12 protein-coding genes and 2 pseudogenes are annotated in these 18,803 nt (G+C 63.5%); 10 read left to right on the top strand and 4 right to left on the bottom strand.

Features of this window, described 5'->3' with window-relative positions; all coding sequences use genetic code 11:
• Positions 1–1,932: 1,932 nt before the first annotated feature.
• Entirely contained in the window at positions 1,933–2,706 is a 774-nt protein-coding gene (locus ACVBEQ_RS27490) for a hypothetical protein (protein WP_447156612.1), read from the bottom strand.
• Entirely contained in the window at positions 2,706–3,500 is a 795-nt protein-coding gene (locus ACVBEQ_RS27485) for a hypothetical protein (RefSeq protein WP_447156611.1), read from the bottom strand. Before ACVBEQ_RS27485 ends, ACVBEQ_RS27490 begins: the two co-directional genes overlap by 1 nt.
• A 1,272-nt stretch (positions 3,501–4,772) precedes the next feature.
• Between ACVBEQ_RS27485 and ACVBEQ_RS27480 the strand changes: the two genes are divergently transcribed.
• The 7 genes from ACVBEQ_RS27480 to ACVBEQ_RS27450 all read left to right on the top strand — a co-directional run bounded on the left by ACVBEQ_RS27480 (position 4,773) and on the right by ACVBEQ_RS27450 (position 11,429).
• Entirely contained in the window at positions 4,773–5,234 is a 462-nt protein-coding gene (locus ACVBEQ_RS27480) for a sigma-70 family RNA polymerase sigma factor (protein WP_447156610.1), read from the top strand.
• Complete coding sequence (locus ACVBEQ_RS27475) at positions 5,227–6,159, top strand: hypothetical protein (protein WP_447156609.1); 933 nt, start codon at positions 5,227–5,229, stop codon at positions 6,157–6,159. Before ACVBEQ_RS27480 ends, ACVBEQ_RS27475 begins: the two co-directional genes overlap by 8 nt.
• 619 nt (positions 6,160–6,778) lie before the next feature.
• A complete protein-coding gene (locus tag ACVBEQ_RS27470) occupies positions 6,779–7,699 on the top strand; it encodes a serine hydrolase domain-containing protein (RefSeq protein ID WP_447156608.1) in 921 nt (306 codons plus the stop codon).
• Positions 7,700–8,021: 322 nt separating this feature from the next.
• On the top strand, positions 8,022–8,456 hold the full coding sequence (locus tag ACVBEQ_RS27465) for a GNAT family N-acetyltransferase (RefSeq protein WP_447156607.1): 435 nt from the start codon (positions 8,022–8,024) through the stop codon (positions 8,454–8,456).
• Complete coding sequence (locus ACVBEQ_RS27460; protein WP_447156606.1) at positions 8,453–9,898, top strand: tyrosine-type recombinase/integrase; 1,446 nt, start codon at positions 8,453–8,455, stop codon at positions 9,896–9,898. The genes ACVBEQ_RS27465 and ACVBEQ_RS27460 overlap by 4 nt, the downstream gene beginning before the upstream one ends.
• 1 nt (position 9,899) lies before the next feature.
• Positions 9,900–10,949, top strand: a complete 1,050-nt coding sequence (locus ACVBEQ_RS27455; RefSeq protein WP_447156605.1) for a hypothetical protein — start codon at positions 9,900–9,902, stop codon at positions 10,947–10,949.
• A 144-nt stretch (positions 10,950–11,093) separates the two neighbouring features.
• A complete protein-coding gene (locus ACVBEQ_RS27450) occupies positions 11,094–11,429 on the top strand; it encodes a histone-like nucleoid-structuring protein Lsr2 (protein WP_447156604.1) in 336 nt (111 codons plus the stop codon).
• 138 nt (positions 11,430–11,567) lie between these two features.
• Here the strand turns inward: ACVBEQ_RS27450 and ACVBEQ_RS27445 are convergent, their stop codons facing one another.
• Positions 11,568–12,113 (bottom strand): ester cyclase, encoded by a 546-nt coding sequence (locus ACVBEQ_RS27445; protein WP_447156603.1) that lies wholly within the window; start codon positions 12,111–12,113, stop codon positions 11,568–11,570.
• A 2,243-nt stretch (positions 12,114–14,356) separates the two neighbouring features.
• On the opposite strand from ACVBEQ_RS27445, the gene ACVBEQ_RS27440 reads away from it, so the two are divergent.
• From ACVBEQ_RS27440 to ACVBEQ_RS27430, 3 genes and pseudogenes are all read left to right on the top strand, one after another.
• Entirely contained in the window at positions 14,357–16,792 is a 2,436-nt protein-coding gene (locus ACVBEQ_RS27440) for a DUF8189 domain-containing protein (protein ID WP_473163207.1), read from the top strand.
• A 99-nt stretch (positions 16,793–16,891) separates the two neighbouring features.
• Positions 16,892–17,068: a transposase gene (locus tag ACVBEQ_RS27435; RefSeq protein ID WP_447156613.1), complete on the top strand. Its 177-nt coding sequence runs from the start codon at positions 16,892–16,894 to the stop codon at positions 17,066–17,068.
• A 224-nt stretch (positions 17,069–17,292) separates the two neighbouring features.
• Positions 17,293–17,512: pseudogene (locus ACVBEQ_RS27430) on the top strand (hypothetical protein); the annotation flags it as partial.
• 23 nt (positions 17,513–17,535) lie between these two features.
• On the opposite strand, the pseudogene ACVBEQ_RS27425 reads toward ACVBEQ_RS27430, so the two are convergent.
• Positions 17,536–18,803 (bottom strand): annotated as a pseudogene (locus ACVBEQ_RS27425) (hypothetical protein); the annotation flags it as partial.

Raw genomic sequence — 18,803 nt, 5'->3', positions numbered from 1 at the left:
AGGCTCCCACCTCAGGATCGGACCGCAACACCTACACAGACGATCTGACACGCCCTGCGAGCCCGCCGCGCTGTGCCAGATGTTCGAAGCGTTCCACTCCGCAGTCCGCGGAGTCGTACTGTGCGGAGACCGACACGTTGCGACAAGAGGCTGATCGCTGGAAAGGTCGCTTCACTCCAGCCTCAGTGCATCGGGCCCTTTGACCTGTTGTGCCCAGCTGCTCGCCCGCTGCGCAGGAGGTCGGGCCGGCGCCCGGCGGGGCATACCGGGCCATGTCGATCGACGAGCCGTATGCGCCGACCAGCCCGGCCGCGCGGCCGGCACTCCTCAGGTTTGTGGTGCACTGCGCTGTTCCCTGGGCAACTGCGCAGCCTTCGGCTAAAACTGTCCGCCGCTACTAGCGAAACCGGTCGGGGGAAGGTCGCTAGTTCACCTTGCTCCGCTCGCGAGGCTAGCGCCCCGACGCGCTGGTGGCCGGTGGTGAGAGGACCTGCATCGAGAGTGCTCGTTGTGGTGGTGCTTGAATCGCACCCCGGCATCTTGGCTGCGGGTTCCCTCACTGCGGGTTCGCAGGCGTCAGGACGCTTAATCCGGAGCCGTCGCCCGTCATCGCAGGACGGTGCGCGGCCGGAACTCCCACGAGCGCTGATGCAGCGGCCCTGCGGCGATCCAGAGGTGGATGCCGCCTTGCGGCCCAGGACTCTCATGTCCCCGTCGGCACTACGAGGAGCCGCCGAACGCCTATACAGCTCGCAATACAGCCAGCAATACAGCGACTGTGACATCCCCCAAGAAGTCGCACGGCGGATACCGTTTCGGCCCGAGCGCGATGCACTGTCGCAGCGACGCCTTAGCTGCTGATCCTGCGGCGCCGCCATCCTGCGCGCCGAGTCAACACGCCGAGGCGGACGGAGCACTCCGGCGTCCGCGAGTTCGGCGTCGGCACGTCCCAGCGAGATGTTGCAGGTTTCGTATACCGCTGCCCGCCGTGCAATACCGCGTGCAATAAATTGAGCCAGCAATATTGCCTGCGTGCAGTACCGCGGTCGGCCTGCCGCCCTCAGCGCATAGCCAGTGTGCAGGTTCGGCAGCTGCACAGTGCAGTCGGTAGGCAGCCCGTGGCATCTGCACATGGCGCAGAAGCGAGGCTCCTTCCGCGTTGCGCCGACGGCCGTCGCTTTGGGCTGTGGATCGGAAGCCATCGGCATCCCGGAACGGGGCCGGGCGTTGGCACCTACCCGCGCGTCTGGGGTTGCGTCAGGTCGCGCTGCAATCGGAGTGGTGTGTCGCGCTGCACGCCCCGTTGGGGCTTCTGGTTACCCTGCACGCAATGAGCGATTGATACGTAGTGGTCGTTAAGGCGACGGTCCTGTGGTGATGGTGCCGTCGACGGTTGACCTCGGCCGACCGGACATCCCCAGGTGGGACTCGGATCGGTGAAGGTGCAGCGGGGGAGTGGATGTCATGCTGACCCGCTGCGCCCGCTAAGGATAGTGACCGTGGCTTCCGACGCTGTCCCGGCGGGGTATGACCTTCTGCCTCACGTGAAGGCTTGGCGATGACCGAGCGCGCTGACGAGCGTGACCTGGAGCAGGCCGATGGACCGGACTGCAGGAAACGCTGCTCGAGCTGGCGGCAGAGTTCCCCTTCGTCGGTCCCAGGTCCGGTTCGATGTGGATGGCAAGAAGTCCTTGTCGACCTGCTGTTGTTTCATGTCGACCAGGGTCCGGTTCACCCGCACGATCGACGCCAAGCGGGGCGGTGGCAGGACGGCATCACCTGTGGCTCTGGGTCCGTTCGTGAGTTTGTCGGGGGTTCACATCCAGGCGGTGGGTCGCCGAGATGGAGGCCGGTGGCGGTGCCCCGAGCGTCTTCGGAGGCACCGGCGAAAACACTGGCGGGCAAGATGGAACCTTGGTAGGCGCACCGCTTTCAGTCGACCCCTGACGCGGGATAAACGAAGACGTCGACCGAGTCTCCCCGGTAGTGGAATCGGATGACGCTCCCGTCCGGGAGACCTTCGATGTAGTCGTTCCCGACGAAAGGCCATTCGCCGGTGTCTGCAAAAAGATCGACCTCAGGCGGTACGCAGTTGGCACCGTCGACGGTGCGGCTCGCGACATGGATGAGCATGAAGCATTGAAAGCCCGGTCTCTCCATGAAGAACCAAGGTTCGTATCCCGCATACGTTTGGTAGCTGCGCATGCTGGAGGGATCGCTCTCCGCTCCGAGCCTTTCCAGCATTGAGAGAACCAGTTCGTCTGCGCCGCGCGCGGTCGGACGCAGGGTGGCATCGGGATCCGGTCCGTCGAGCCACGCCACTGTGTACCCGAGGGCAACAACGGCCACAAGCGCGCCGGCCACGAAACGGCGGGCGAGGGTGCCATTGAAACGATGCGCTGACGACCGCAACGTGTCCTCTTTGGACGCCACCACAGGAGCGAGGCCGGTTGCAGAGTCTGGCCGATTGGCTTCGGACTGAGTCCGGAGGGAGACAGCCGCTGGGCCGCCATCCGCGGCTTCAGCGTGTCCGCCGTTCTTGGTCTCGATGCAATTGAGGAGGCTTTCGGTGCGTGCCGCTTCCAGTTCGGTCAGCTTTGCCAGCGCGGCGGGGTCGTTCTGAATATCGGGATGCGGACCGTATGCCCTCCTTCGGAGCTCCTCCAGTTGGCGCTCAGCGTCTGACGGGGGTGAGGGGGCGTCCATCAGTCGGCGTCCGTCATGAGGTGGACATAGGCATCCACGGTGTCGCCGCGAAGGATGAACCGGATGATGCCGTCGCCGGCGACCCCGTCGAATCCTTCGAACCCATCCCCAGTCGAAGAGACGTCCATGATCAGGTCTGCCGGAAACGGCGCGCAGCGCCATTCTGACAAGACGTCGTTTGCTCGGTGCACCGCCCAGAGACACGGCGAGTCGAACGCGTTCACCCCGGACCAGATCTCCAGTCCGAGATAAGACCCGAAGCCGCGCCAAGTTGAGGTGTCGATTACGAGCCCGGGCACTTCCTCGACCACCAGTTCGCGGACCCGGTTGTCGGCCTCGGCCGCAGTCGCAGGCAGAGTGGCGTCGGGACCCGGCGCGGACACGAGGAGGACCATCGCGACGATCCCGACTGCGACAACCAACGCGCCAACCGCCCACGCGAGGCGAGTCCACCACGTCGCCGTCGCCCGACGCCAGAGCGACCGGGACGAGCCGTCCCTCACCGCCAGCAGCGTGGCGTCAGCCGCCGATCCGGTCGGCTCCGGCGCTACCCGGTCTCCTGTTGAGGAGGTGTCGGCGGGAACCACCGTCGGCGCAACATCCCGACCGGCGGCGCTCTCGCTTGTGGCCGCATCCGCCAGACGCTTGACCTCAGCACGGTGCGTCGCCTCGAATTCGCGCAACCTCGTCAGGGCCGTCGGATCCGCACCGATATCGGGATGCTGGCCGTACGCCCGCGCGCGCAGTTCAGCAAACTCGCGGTCGGCGTCCGAAGAAGGCGTGAAGCCTTGCACAGCTGGGAAATTACACCCGATTTGGGAGAATTCGTATCCCTACAACGCTGGTCGGCACGAACCCTTGTGGCTGCCTGACGCTTCTGGCCCGGCTGACTCACCGCGGTCTCGCGTTTGATTCGTTCGTACTGTTCACGTTTGGCTACCACTGAGGCACTACGGCCTCAACTCGCATAACGGGGCGTTATGCGAGCCAGCCAGCACGGCGGTCGGTCCGTTGGGGTGCGTGCGGGGGTCTCCAGCGGCCAGTTGTGGCCTGGTCGGTTGAAGGTGGAGGTTGGAGGTTGGAGGAAAGGGATACAGGTGGGATTGCCGGAGGCCGTGGGTGCACGGTCGCGCCACGGTCAAGCGCCAGCCCTCGGCCCCGGTACACATCGACTGCGGTGAGCACACCGCGGATGGTTGACGTCGACGTTAGTGACGGTTCAGCCCGCTCGACTCTTGGCTGACGAGGGCGTGAGCGTTCTCGAGGGACGTCGTCGCTGACGGGTGTGACGAGATCCTCGTGCACAACGACGAGGCGGCACCGGGGTTGAACGTCTGTGCAGAGCGCCGCCTGCCGTGTACTCCGCGCATGACGTTCGAGATTGCTTCCGCCGGCCTGTCTTACGCGCCTCGCCAGGGGACTTGTGGGGTAAGGGCGAGGAACGATGATGCCTCGGCGGCGTTGACGGACGAGTTTCGTGGAGTCCGTCGCGTCGGTCGAGCTTCGAACATGACCCGCTCGTGGTCGCGTCCGCGGCAGAGCCGGACGCCAGCCAACAAGGGGCGAAACCCGTCCGAGTGACCACGCTCCGGATCGGGCAGAGCACCGACGGCGGGACCTGCGGTTCGGGGTCTGGCGATTTGAGGTCGACGGGATCGACTGCAGGGCGACCGTCGGCACGGGCGCCGACTCCTTCGGCACCATGCCGTTCCGCGGATTAAAAATGGCGAGTTCCTAGGTTCCGGTTCGACAACTCCGCTCGAAGGCAGGAAGGAATACCGACCCGGCTGGTCAGCGGTACCCCTATCTGGGGCGGTATGAAGTCCGTCAGTTCCACGGCAACGAGACGTTTACGCCGACGATCAAAACTGGAGCCGATCGGTTGAGCGGCCGATCGTCGAGAGACCGAGATCAGCTGGTTGCGTTTGCACGGTTCGGTGGTGCTGTTCGTTGGGGAACCCAGGTTCCGGGACCAAGGACGGCGATCGAGGGATTTCTTGCTCCGCCTGTCTTACGACCAGCCCCGTCAGGGGACTTGTTGGTGAGAGCGAGGAACGATGATGCCGGTGGCGACGGTGACTGACGAATTCGTTAAGTTCGTCGTGTCCGCCGAGCCGCGGCTGCGGATGGCTCTCGGCTCAGCCTTGGGTTTCGATGTCGCGGAGGATGCCACTGCCGAGGCGATGGCGTTCGCGTGGGAACACTGGGACCGGGTGCTGGCCTCGGACAATCCCGTCGGGTACTTGTTTGCGTTCGGACGGAACACTGTTCGGCGGAGTCTGCGGCGCCGGCCGCCACGCCTGCCCGAGGTGCGTTCTGTCGAGTTGCCGTGGATCGAGCCAAGTCTGCCGAAGGCGCTCGGCCAGTTGTCGGAACGCCAACGAGAGGTCGTGATGCTGCTGTACTGCTTCGAGTGGACGTTCGCCGAGGTCGCCGAGGTGCTCGGCTTGTCGAAGGGCACCGTTCAGGTCCACGACCGGCGGGGCATCGCCCGGCTGCGACGCGAGTTGGGATGCGGCGATGTCTGACCTGTTTGACCAGCTCCGCGCCTACGGCCGGCAAATTGAGGCAGACCATGGTGTCGACGCCGCGGGCCCGGCGCCCGCCGGGTCGGTCGTCGTCCAGGAGGAACCGCGTTCGGCGGCGCGGTCGCGGCGTTCGACGTGGGTCCTGGTCGCGGCCGCCACCGCGGCGGTTGCCCTTAGCGCTTCTCTGCTGTTCCCCGCTGCATCTCCTAACGGAAAAACCAGGGATTACCAGAGATCTGATCTCGTGGGCGGCGTCTGCCTGTCCGTCGTGACTTGCACAAGCAGCGCCGAGCGCACCGATACCGGTGTCGCCGGTCAGCCTGCCCCGTCCACCTCGGGGACCGCCGCCGTTCCACCCCCGCTGTTCGACGGGAGTCCTGACATCACGGCGGGGACCTATTCCCTTGACCTGCGGGGCGTGCCGATGCAGATCACCATCCCGGCGGGATGGGTACGCCACGAGGACTTCTACCTCACAGCCGGACCGGAGGACACCTCCGACGGCTTCGTCGCCTTCTTCGACGTGACCGATGTGTATAAGGACCCATGTAACTGGATCGCCGGCAAGGCCGAGATCGGCCCGACCGTCGATGATCTCGTCGCGGGCCTCCAAGCGCAGCCGGGCCTACAGACCTCGGCCCCCGAGCCGCTGAACGTGGACGGCCTCACCGGCACCGAACTGACGTTCTCGACCCCAGCGGATCTCGACCTGAGCACCTGTTACACAGGCACATTCGCGCTGTGGACGATCGCGTCGGGCGGCCCGACAGACAGGCAGATCAGCAGCACCCCCGGGGACACCGGGACCGTCTGGATCCTCGACCTGAACGGCAAGCGCGGCGTCATCAGCTTCGGGTCCGATGAACCCACGTCCGATACAAGCGCCCAGATCAAGGAGATGGTCGGCTCGTTGACGATCGGCTAAAGGACGGGCCGGATCGGCACAACTGCCCTTTCAAATCGGAGTCAACTCACCAAGTTCACATGGCAACCAGTAGGGAGGCTCGGATGCGTGACCTCAAACACCAGCTCAGCGCATACGGCCGGCAGATCGAGAAAGACACCACCCGTCGCCCCGGCGCCGCCGAGGGATCGGTGCCGGGGCCAATCGGAACCCGTTCGCCACGGCGCACCGGTCGACCCCGACCGCTGGTCACGGGCGACGGGCGCCGTCGTCGTGACTGCCACAGCCCTGGCCCCTTGGGGGAACGGCGGGTTCCCCTACGCGGCGCGATGCGAGTTCATCACGGAGCAGGGAGGCACTGATGAACGGTCGAGGTAGGCGAGCATCGCGTCCCGCAGGGATGACGCTATGGAGCTTTGTGCTGGTCGCGGTCGTCGGCCTCTCCGGCTGCTCCGGGTCACAGGGGGCCGTGGCTGGTTCCACCGAGGGCTCGGCGACCTCTCCACCGACTGCTGGTCCGGTGCCCTCGGGTCCGTCAGTCGGTGAATCGTCGACGGACACCGCGGCCGAGGTCGCCAGACTCGTCAATGTGTACTTGAGTGTCGTGAACCAAGATGCCGACCTGGTCCAGAGTCTGTTAGTGACGCTCAACGGGGAGGAGCTGTTCACCCACTACAGCGCCGATTCCGGTGCCTCGGTGACACACAACCTGTATTCGGTGACCAAGAGCGTGATGTCGATGCTGGTTGGCATCGCGATCGGGGAAGGTTTGATCTCTTCGTTGGATCGGTCCTTGGCCGAACTGCTGCCCACCCACGTCTCGATCATGGCGCCCGGAGTCGGTGCAGTCACGCTTCGGCAACTGCTGACCATGACCGGGGGAATCACCGGGGTGGACGGTCGCTCACCGGGGTACCCGGCCGATGCGGACTGGACGGCGCGGACCCTAGCCACTCCACTGGAAAAACCAGCAGGATCCGAACTCATTTACTCGGACTACGGTGCGCATTTGATATCTGCGATCCTGGTCGAAGCGACGGGGAAGTCGGTGCTGGACTACGCCCGGGAGAAACTGTTCAACCCGCTGGGTATCTCTACCGAGCCCGCTGCTCAGCCATACGTGTCCGAAGCCGAACTGCAGTCATATGACTCCACACCGGGATTCGGCTGGGCGACCGACCCGCAGGGGCTCAACCTGGGCCATAGCGGCCTCAAGATCACCGCCCCCGACATGATCAAGTTGGGCACCCTGTACCTCCAGCAAGGCCAATGGGACGGCAAGCAACTGGTGCCCGCAGAATGGGTTCGCGAATCGACGAGCAAGCAGGTAGCCAATGACTGGAGTTACGGCTACCTCTGGTGGCTGCCCCCCCTGGACGACCATCCGAGGTTCGCGGCGCTCGCTTGGGCCGGGCAGGTCCTCGAGGTCGTACCCGACCTGAACCTGGTCGTCGCGGTCTCCTGTACGAATCCACCCGAGGACGGACCCCAACCACTCGAAGCGAGCAGCTTTGCCGAGATGATCGACCAACAAATCGTCCGGACTCTGACCGGGCGGTAACAACCCCCGCCAGTTCCCGGTGGCCGGTGTCCGTTCCCGTCCAATCTGAGTCACCATCCGGCATGCGTCACGTGACGGAATGGGTGGCTCTCCGGGGCCGCCGGCCCCTCACAGCCCGTTAGCCCGTTGGGCCTCGCATCTGATGCAGAATTCCAGCGATGCGGCTAACTCGCATAATGGTCAATTATCGGCGGTCAGATAACCGCCGGTGTAAGTGACCCGCTGCAGCTCCGGCGATTCTCCGCACCATTCCGCCGGCCGGGTTCTACCGTGGAGCCGAGCCCGCTGACCGGCGGGAACGTGGCCTGGTCGGGGGTGGCTGATGGCCGGATGGGTGCGGGATGGGTTGCCGGTGGTGGCGTTGCCGCCTAGGTTGGCGGAGTACCACCAGCTGCGACAGGCGGTCGGGTTACCGGCCCGGACCGACGCGCAGGCCACCGCGGCACTGCGGGGCAGTTGGGCGGTGTGCCACGTCCAGGCGCCGGGCGGCGCCGCCGTGGGGATGGGCCGGGTGATCGGCGACGGCGGCTGGCACTTCACCATCACCGACGTGGTCACCGAGCCCCGGTACCGCAGGTTCGAGCTCAACGAGAAGATGCTCGGCTGGCTGCTCAAGCAGATCGCGGTGCGGGCCCCGGCCGACCCGTGCGTCACGGTGATCACCCCCCCGGCCGACCGAGAGGTGTACGAGAGAGCCGGTTTTCAGGTGCTGAGCCGGTTGGGGTCAGGCCTGCACATGATCCTCGAGCAACCATGACCACCACCCACAGGGCCACCGACGCCGCGCACGCGAGGCCGACCGCCGCGCCCCCGCAACGGCAGAACGTTGTCGCGGCGGAATACCCCGCGGGCGAACTGTTGGCGTCGGCCGCACCGCAGAACGAGGTCGCCGAACCCTCAGGAGGAACAGCACCACAGTCCTCGACTGTCCGAGTGCCCGCACCGCGCCTCACGGTCACCGAGGCGCCGCCGGTGTTAGCGAGTGTGCGGATGGCTCGGCTGGCGGCATTCACCGCCGCCGATCTGGCCAGGGTCCGCGACAACGGGGAAGTCGCGACACCGCCTGTCCTGACTGATGCGGCGCTGGCGGATGTCCTGTCCGTGGTGGAGGCGTCCACGGCGGGGGCGACGAAGGCGGCGTACCGGTCGGACTGGGCAAGGTTCACGACCTGGGCGGGGGAGCGGGGGCACGCAATCCTGCCGGCGGACCCCTTGGTGGTGGCGTCCTATGTGACGGAGGCGGCTGCCGAGATGACCGGGGTCGGGCGGTGGCGGTACGCGCCGGCGTCGTTGACCCGGTGGGTGTCGAGCATCAATCAGTTCCACACCGCGGCCGGCCTGGCGGCGCCGGGCCGGTCGGAGGTGGTGCGGCGGGCGTTGTCCGGGATCCGCCGCATCCGGGCCACGCCACCGGTCCGCCGCTCACCGTTGTTGTTGGACGACCTGCGCACCCTGCTCAGCACCATCGACCAGTCGGCCGGCGCGTGGCCGGGTGGGGTGGCGGCGCGGCGGGATGCGGCTTTGTTGTTGATGGGGTTCGCCGGGGCGAGTCGCCGCTCCGAGCTGGTCGGCCTGACCCTGGGCGATGTGACCCTGCACCGGGCGGATGGGTTGCATGTGCGGTTGCGGTCCTCGAAGACCGATCAGGAAGCCGCGGGTGCGGTGAAGGCGTTGCCGTTCGGGCGGGACCCGGCCACGTGCCCGCCGTGCGGGTATGTGCGGTGGCGACAGGTCCTGCAGGCGTGGGACACCGCACCCGACAACGAGAAACGCCGCGCGGTGATGACGGTGCTGCGCCGGCAGGCCGCGATCACACCCGCACGCGGTGACGACGAGGAAGAGGTGGCGGTGCTGCATGTGTGCCGCAGCACCCGGCTGCCCGAACCCGCCGACCCGGAGCGGGTGCTGTTCTCGTCCGTGCACAAGACCGGGACGATCAGCCGCAAGCCAATGAGCGGGCATGCGGTGAACGAGATGATCCGGCGCCGCGCCGGCCAGGCTGGTTTCGGTCCCGCCCGGACGCGGCAACTCGGGGGCCACTCCCTGCGTGCCGGGTTTGTCACCGAAGCGTTCCGGGCCGGCGCGGACGCTCACGCCATCATGCGGCAGACCGGCCACACAAGCTCGGCGATGCTGGAGGTGTACGCGCGGGAACACGCACCTCTCGTGGGGAACGCCGTCACCCGCCTCGGCCTGTGAGGTGACCAGCGCCAAGGGTCGTCCGCCGCAGGCGTTGTCGCCCAGGTCGGTGCGGGCGTACGCGGGGGACTGGGCACTGTTCACGGACTGGTGCTCCGCGGCGGAGGAGTGGGAGCTGCCCGCGGATTCGGACACCGTGCTGTCCTTCCTCACCGACTGCCCCGCCGCCCCCGCCACCCAGCGCCGCCGGGTCACCGCCATCGATCACCACCACACCACCGCCGGTTACCCGCGGCCGGGGGACACCCCGCAGGTGCGGGCCGCGCTCGGCCGACCCGTCCCGCAACCTGATGCTGCGCCGGTCATGTCGGACGCGGTGGAGGCCGCGCTGCGCGGCCTGCCGTCCCATGGGTGGACCCGCGGCATGTTCGGCCGCCGCGACCGGTGCCTGCTCGTGCTGTCCCAACTGGCCGGGGTGCCGTACAAACACCTCGCCACCCTGCACGCCGGGAACATCACCCTGGTCGACGGTGTCGCGACCATTTCTGCGCGACCCGGGACATGGCAGGTCCTTCCGGGCGGGGACCCCGTGCTGTGCGGGCCGTGCGCCGTGGCCCGGTGGCTGCGGGTGCTGAACATGGAGGCGACCCACCCCAGCACCCGGGATCTCGCCAAAGCCCTCAAGAAAGCCGGGCCGGTGACCGGCACGTCGCCGCACCTGTGCCGGTCCACCCGCCCCCTCGACCCCGCCACCCTGCCCGCCCCGTTACTCGCACCGATCGACCAATGGGGGTACGCCCCATTGGTCCCCCAGCGACTGACCCCGCACTCGGTGTCCCGCCGAACCCGGGACCTCCTCGTCGGGGACCTCGGCGCGCACCGCGACCTACCCGTCGACACCCACGATGAACCCGAGACACCCACGCCGGCGCCGGTTCCGGCGCCGCGGGCGGTGTACACCAAGGCCGACGCGCAGCGGGCGTGGGAACGCCGCCGCGCGGACCTGCAAGACCTCGCAGGCGTTGAAGCCACCCTTCACGAGGTCGACGCCCGAGCCAAGGAACTTCAGCAACGGATCACCGCCCTGTTAGAAGATGAAACCGGTGGATAACAGCGACTCGTCTTTTGCATATTTGTCGGCGCTGATGCACTGCTGGTAATTACTGCCGATCCTGTTGCACATTTGACGCTTGTTCCGGTAACTCGCAAGCGCACTGCTCACCCGGCTTGTGTCATTTCCCGTACCATTCACGGCATGGTCACTCAAACTCAAGTCACGGTTGTGGATGACATCGACGGCTCCACTGATGACGTCATCACGTGCGCCTTCGGTCTCGGTCCGAACCAGTACGAGATCGATTTGTCCGCGGAGAACCGGGAGGAGCTCGAGAACGTACTGGCCAAGTTCATCGACGCCGCTCGGCTCGTGCAGGGCGGCAAGCGGGCACGACGCAAATCGTCGACATCAACGCGAACCGATCGCCAGCACACCGCAGAGGTGCGGGCTTGGGCGAAGGAGCAGGGCCTTCAAGTCAGTGAACGAGGCCGCATAGGCAAGGAGGTCCTAGACGCCTACCGCGACGCCCATTAAGACAGGCCATACCAAGGGATATCTTGGCGAGCGGTACGAGCGGTCCGGCCACTTGCTGCAAAGGTCGTGACCGTGTCCGACCGTGGTTGATGACCTTACCGATGGACCTGTTAGCGACATCCCGATTGCCGGTAGTCATTAGTCAGCGCCTTGCCCGGTGGCAAGTGTCGCGCGCCGCGTGTGCTGTGCGATTTCCTGCGCCAGTGCTTCGCGCTCGGGTATGAATCCAAGCTGACCCAGCAGATGCAAATTGTCGCGGAACATGCGCGTCTGCGCCATCCGTCCATCACGGAAACTGTCGAAGGAAACCACTGCCACGGAGAAACGCTTGCCGGTGGCAAGCAGGCCGTTGAAGTCGCCCCGGTGAGTGGCGTTCCAGGTGAACCGGGTGGCGACCGCATCTTGACTGGCCACCTGCTCGTCGATCGTCCAGACCGTGTCCGGGAACGCACGCTGTGACTGATCCATGATGTTCTTGAGTGCTGCCGGTCCCTCGAGCGTGCCAAGGGTGTCGTCTGCCAAGGTAAGTGGCACCTTTCTTCCACGGTAGATGGCATCCTCCGCAAGCTGGTCAGCGCGCTGACCTGCGCCGATGCGAATAGCGGGGTGTGGACCGGCGCACGCCTGTTCGAATTTGATGCCAGTTGGCGTGGTTCGAAGGTGCCAACTAATCTGGCAATTCACAGCTCAGGCCACCGACGATGCCCGGCAACCGCGGTCACGCGTCGGCGAGACGGCTCGTGGCGCTGCGCAGCGTGCCCACCATCTCGGCGATCGCGACGAGAGCGGGTTGATAATTCGATACTCCTACGGGAGCTCACCGGGGTGCCCGCCCTACTGCGGACAACCTCGCCACCGAAATCGGCCGATAGCGTCAGACGCTCGTCGAAGCGACGGCCGAAACATCGCCACGATCTGACCGATCGTCGATGCGTCGTTGGTTGACCAGCCGTTGCGTCGTCCGATGTGGCGCCGCGCGGCGCTGTGCGGCAGCGAAGACGCGGACGGGCTTGGGACTGCCGTCGGATGCACCTGCAGGACATCGGGCGGCATGGCGGTTGTTGTGGACCAGGTAGACGCCGAGCGGGAGACCTCCCGCGCCCATTCAAATCCGCGTCGACACTGCCAGTGACCTGCGGTGATGCCCCAGGCTGTTCGCCGCGCCGCGCACGTGTGCTCGAAAATGGCGCCAATTATCGCGACCAGAGTGCACCGAACAATGCGATCATTTACAGGATCAGCCGGTCTTTTTGGCCAGCCCGCTGCAGCAGATCGGCGAACTGGGTAGCGGTGTACTCGATCGTGAACTGGTTTTGACCCGTTCTGACGCTTTCGTCAAGCACACACCCACACAGCGTGACTGCAAGTTTATATTGGGCGGTGCCGATCGGGTGGTGTGGCTCCGCGCAGACCAGTATCGGGCGAAGCATCTGAGGCAGTTGCCATAATCTCTCCTACCGTCGCACTTTGCGTGCCCCGCCTACGCGTTGACAGGTTGACGTCGGACGAGCACTCTGTGCAGACGCGCGTTCGGTGCCCATTTCACAGCCAACGGGGGGTCCCGTGTATACCGCCGAGGACCTTCCTGTCATCAACGCTGTTCTGTCGCACTATCCCGAAGCGAATCAAATCGTGAAGGTGCTTTGTCGAGCAGTTCCGACATTACAGTTTCCTATTGATAGTTCGGGTCAACTCCAGAGATTGATGCAACTCTTCGTGGCGACGGGTGAGGCCTCAAGGCCAAACGTTGTGCTGCGCGAAGAGGTTTTTCCCATCGAGTCCGTGGAGGACCTCGTCGTGAAGCTCGCGGACGTTGCCAATGCCACACGTTATGAGTATTCGCGATCTCGTAGTGCAGCGACCACTAACTAGCTTCCATCTTCAGCCCAGGTGAGCAGTTACAGAGCTTCACGGTGGGCCCCTCGAGCGGCGATTTGAAAGGTGGGCAAAAGTGTGGGTTCAGGTCGACTGGTCGGGAGGGGTGAATCCGCCCGGTGTACATTTCCAAAAAGGCGATCAGCAGTTGGCAGTCTCCAATATTCGCGCCGGCGATGGTCGCGGTGGCACCCAGTACTTTGTGGAGCCACTAGGTGACAATGAGATCGTCACGATAAGAGCTCACGGGTTTAACACGGAGACTATAAACACAGATCGATCAGCCTATCCGCCGTACGTGAAACTGCATCATTACTGGCCCTACGAAGTGGAATGGATTTGGCTCCAAAACGGAATGACTTTGGATGATGGTGACGTCATAAAGATGACGGTTGAGTACGATGTGCTAGATCCAGCAACTGATGCTGTGGAATTCGTAATACAGTGCGACTTGGGGTGGCGTAAGGAACTTAACCTACCCGACGGTGAGGGGAATAGCTGGACAATTTGGACGCAGGACGATCACAATTGGGATTCAGAGTCACTGTGGGCTCACCAAGTCCACAACGGCCAGCATCTAACGCTCAGGAAGGCAAAATTCTTCAATTTTACATATCCGATGTACCTCGTAGGTGATCTGCAGCGTCTGCCTCCCCTTTCGCGGGCCACTTTCTCGTGGATCGAGCACTAAACCCAAGTACTGCATGTTCGGTCCAGCATCAGTTGCCGTCGTAGTGGGCCCGCTGTCACTTTTGGTCCGAACCCCACCCCAGTACTGCACCCGACGCCGGTCAGCCAGTCCACGAACTCGTGGGTTCCGCCGGCCCCGTCGGCCCGCACTTGGACCCGCCCGCCGGGTCGAGAACCTTACCGCTAACGGGAGTTGAGCAAGTGCGTCGGTGACGACGGCCAGTGCCGTTGTTGCCGTCGGTCGACCGACCCGATGCACATGGTTCTCGTCATCCGGGGGACAGAGGGCTCCATCGCGATGAGCCATCGAGCGGCCTCCGAAACGAGCAGCGTCGATTGTGACGACTACAGACAGGACCGCCATGCCGTGGATACACCTTACGTCCGAAAGCGTAATGAGCGCCGGGGCTCTGACCCGCGAAGCGGGTGGGCGATTGGCCCTCTTCGCGCGCGGTACCGACAATGCTATTCGGCGCATGGCGCAAGGATCCCTAACCGGCACTTGGACCAGCGCGGCATCACTCGGCGGATCTTGCACAGGCCGACCGGCGGCATGCCTGAATGATCCCGGCGGTCTATACGTCGTCGTCCGTGGTGACGACAATACCCTATATGAGAACTGGCAGAACCACGTAGACGGAATCTGGGTCGGCTGGCGGCAGCTGTCGGCAGAACCAGTTACCAGCGATCCGTCCGTGGTTCTGCAGGGCGGGGGGCGATTGGTAGTCTTCGCGCGGCTTGCGGACAACGCAATTGCCCACATGTGGCAGGTTACCCGTAACGGCACTTGGTCCGGCTGGGAATCACTCGGCGGTTCGGCTACCACCGGCCCGGCGGCATGCCTGAATGATCCCGGCGGTCTATACGTCGTCGTCCGTGGTGACGACAATACCCTATATGAGAACTGGCAGAACCACGTAGACGGAATCTGGGTCGGCTGGCGGCAGCTGTCGGCAGAACCAGTTACCAGCGATCCGTCCGTGGTTCTGCAGGGCGGGGGGCGATTGGTAGTCTTCGCGCGGCTTGCGGACAACGCAATTGCCCACATGTGGCAGGTTACCCGTAACGGCACTTGGTCCGGCTGGGAATCACTCGGAGGTTCGGCTACCACCGGCCCGGCCGCAAGCCTTCATGAGCCTGGTGGAATGTATGTCGCTATGCGCGGCGAAGACGGTGCCTTATGGCGCCGTTGGCAGAATAAGGTGGACGGCCCATGGCAGCCTCCTGGCGAGTCGGATGTCAAGCCGCAGCGGTCACTCACGGAGGTCGACGACGAATGCGCATTTGGCGTAGAAACGCTATTCGTTCGTGGCCAGGGGAACTCCATTTTTGCTATCCGAAGAGAAAAGATTGGAAAAGTGGGAGGCAGGGCATGGGGCGACTGGCGGTCACTCGGCGGCGCCGCAGCGACTGCTCCAGCAATAAGCGTGAATCGCAGAAGAGCAACTAATGCCGTCTTCGTTGGAGGCGTAAGCGGGAACCTGCAGTATATCGAGCAAGCCGATTATCGCACCGCCACCTGGGGGGAATGGATCTCGTTAGGTGGAACACTTGATCTGACGGCCCCACCCGCTGTAATTCCATTGCCGTTACACGAAGAGGACCCCGGCGTGCAAAGGGTCGCGTTAGGACGCTTCGCCGACGGGAGGATACATTACCGCTTTCAGCAGAAAAACGGAACATGGCTTGATTGGAAGCCCCTGGGCCAACTCAAGACCGTAGGCAGGATGGCAGTTGTATACAGGTCGGACACCGTAGATCCGTCCTATCCATCCTACGTATTTGCTCTTGGCTCAGACAATGCGTACTGGTTCACGTCACAGCGTTTCCAGTACGACGATGCAGGGAAACAGTGGCTCGATCCAGACGCATGGGCACCGTGGGAGTCGCTCCAAGGACATTGGACATCGAGTCCCATTGCTGGGCGCAATCCCAAACAAAGCGGTCCTCGCGTTCTGCTACTTGGCCGGGGGCAAGACGGTCAAATCTATGGCAACGAAGGGGACGATTCATTGCCCAATTGGCAGGGTTGGGTGCCTTTCGGCGGAGCGGGCTCTGGCGAGCTCTCGGCTCGGACCTTCGGTCCGCCCTTCTCGGGAAGTCTTGGAGAAATCTACTCCAGAGGACTAGACGGTGGCCTATGGATCCTCGATGGAAAGAACACCGGGTTCATACCTAACTTCGAATGGTCCGACGTGTGGGTCCCGTATGGCGGCATCCTGAGTGGTCCCCCGAACTCGTTACCGTTCGGTATATACAATGGGTCAGGCATTCAAGCGAGAACCATCGCGACTTGGATCGTGGCGCGGCACCCGGATGGGCAATTGCACCAGCTGCGAAAGGTGGCTACATCTCAGTATGGGCTGATAACTTGGGATGATTGGCAGCCGTTAGTCACCGGGTCCGGGGTGGATGCACAGCTAGACTGGGGCCATCTCGGACGCGATATTGGGCGCATCAACACCAATAATCAAAAGACAGATGATACCAACATGATTCGCTATTCAGTGGAACACGCCGTGGTGCCCCCTGAGATCGTAGAAGTAGTCCTAGACAGCGTTACCCCGAAGTGGAAAAAATGGGCGAAAGTCGATGACGGACACGGTGGGCGTTATACCTTGGAGACGAACGGGCCTGTCACTGTTGCAGTTGGTTCAATCTTCGAATACCAGCTCCTTGCAGCTAGTGTCGAGCTGTGGAAAGCAAAAACATATGGCGAGATGTTCGTGATGGCTTTCCTTCCATTAAGTCCACTAATAGGTGGCGACCGTGTCACAATTCGGTGGGAGGAAGATTGACGCATTTGCCGCCCAAAGGGAAGATCACTCGAAGTGCGTTGGCTGCGGAAGCTGACAGCTCGTGGCTAATGGAAGCAAATGGCCGACGGTGTCGCGACCATTTCTGCGAAGGCCGGCATCAGCAACGGACGCACCGAGGGCTACAACCGCATCGTCAAACACGTCGGCCGAACCGCGTTCGGCTTCCGGAACACCGAAAACCACAAACGCCGCATACGATTCGCCGGCACCCGCGCATCCCGCCGGGTGTCAACCAGAACTCCGCTTCCCTGCTAACTCTGAAGACCCGTCATAGCGATCACCCGGCTCCGCTGCCACGCCGAATCACGTGCCTACGAGACCAAGCGAACCGCGCAGGGCAAGACCCATCGAGACGTCCGCCGCTGCCTCAAACGCGCACTCGCCCGGCGGCTCTACCGGCGCATCCAAGCGGCTACCCGGCCGCCGAAACCAATCCCAATCGATGCCCCCGTAGCCGCTTGACATACATAGGAGCGCCCAATGGCCTATTACGCCAGTACTTTCCCAACGGGCACCGACCTCAGGGTTCACAGCCCCGCGGATTTGATCGCCGCCGCTGCACAGCTCAACAGCAGACCACGGAAAACCCTCGGCTGGGACACACCAGCGGAACGCCTTAATAACCTTCCTCGAGCGCAATGCATTAACGACGTGTTGCAACGACAGCTAGAAACCGCTCGATCAAACCGTGCCAAATAATCGACCATCTACACACCATCACTTCACCAATCGATGCCGCTGGTTGCGGACAGTTGGGAATCCTCCCGGCCTTCGTTGGTGACGTGTTTCTGGGTCCACTCCTCCGGCTCGCGGGCTGCAGTAACCTGAGTGTCTAGGTCCCAACCCAATACATTCATGTAGTATTCGTCAGCGCCTTGGATGAGCTTCTCGGCTTCAGTTTCACTGAAGTTCGCCTTCTTCAGTGACTCTTTAGCGATGTAGCGCTCGTCTGCGTAGGTAGTCCCGTCAGGAAATTGTGCCCGCAGGAGCCGCTGTGACTCGGTAACCAGACCGTGCTTTCCCTCCTCGAGAAGGACTGCCGGCGCCTTGCGGCTGTCGTAGGCTGGATGATCAGGTAGCTCCGTTGTTCCGCGACCTACGGCGTTCGGCACAATATGGTGTGCCTCCAGAAAATGGTCCTGTCCGTAAGTAATCTCCGTCCCGGACGCGTACGACATGTAGCCAACACCGCTGGTTGCGGACAGTTGGGAATCCTCCCGGCCTTCGTTGGTGACGTGTTTCTGGGTCCACTCCTCCGGCTCGCGGGCTGCAGTAACCTGAGTGTCTAGGTCCCAACCCAATACATTCATGTAGTATTCGTCAGCGCCTTGGATGAGCTTCTCGGCTTCAGTTTCACTGAAGTTCGCCTTCTTCAGTGACTCTTTAGCGATGTAGCGCTCGTCTGCGTAGGTAGTCCCGTCAGGAAATTGTGCCCGCAGGAGCCGCTGTGACTCGGTAACCAGACCGTGCTTTCCCTCCTCGAGAAGGACTGCCGGCGCCTTGCGGCTGTCGTAGGCTGGATGATCAGGTAGCTCCGTTGTTCCGCGACCTACGGCGTTCGGCACAATATGGTGTGCCTCCAGAAAATGGTCCTGTCCGTAAGTAATCTCCGTCCCGGACGCGTACGACATGTAGCCAACTGCACCGCTCGTACTTCCAGTAGCCTCTATTTCAACCTTTTCCGAACCAGCTTCACCGATCGGGCCCATGCCTTTTTTGGGTTGAGTGCCGTTGCTGGATTGATCCAGTTCGATCTGATCCAGCTCAGCACTTGCAGTAACGGGGCGCTCCAACTTGCCCACATTTCCGGTGGCCGGCCCATCGTCGCTGCCAACCACCTGCACTGTCTGGTCGGGGCCACCGCCAAATTTTGACTCTGTGTCCGGGCTGCTGTTCCGCGCGTTGTCCTGGACGGTACCGAGCGGCGTCACCTGTGGGCGTGTCAGATCGTCTGTGTAGGTGTTGCGGTCCGATCCTGAGGTGGGAGCCT

This window comes from Nakamurella sp. GG22, from assembly GCF_052976845.2.
This window is presented reverse-complemented; position numbering and strand designations above follow the sequence as displayed.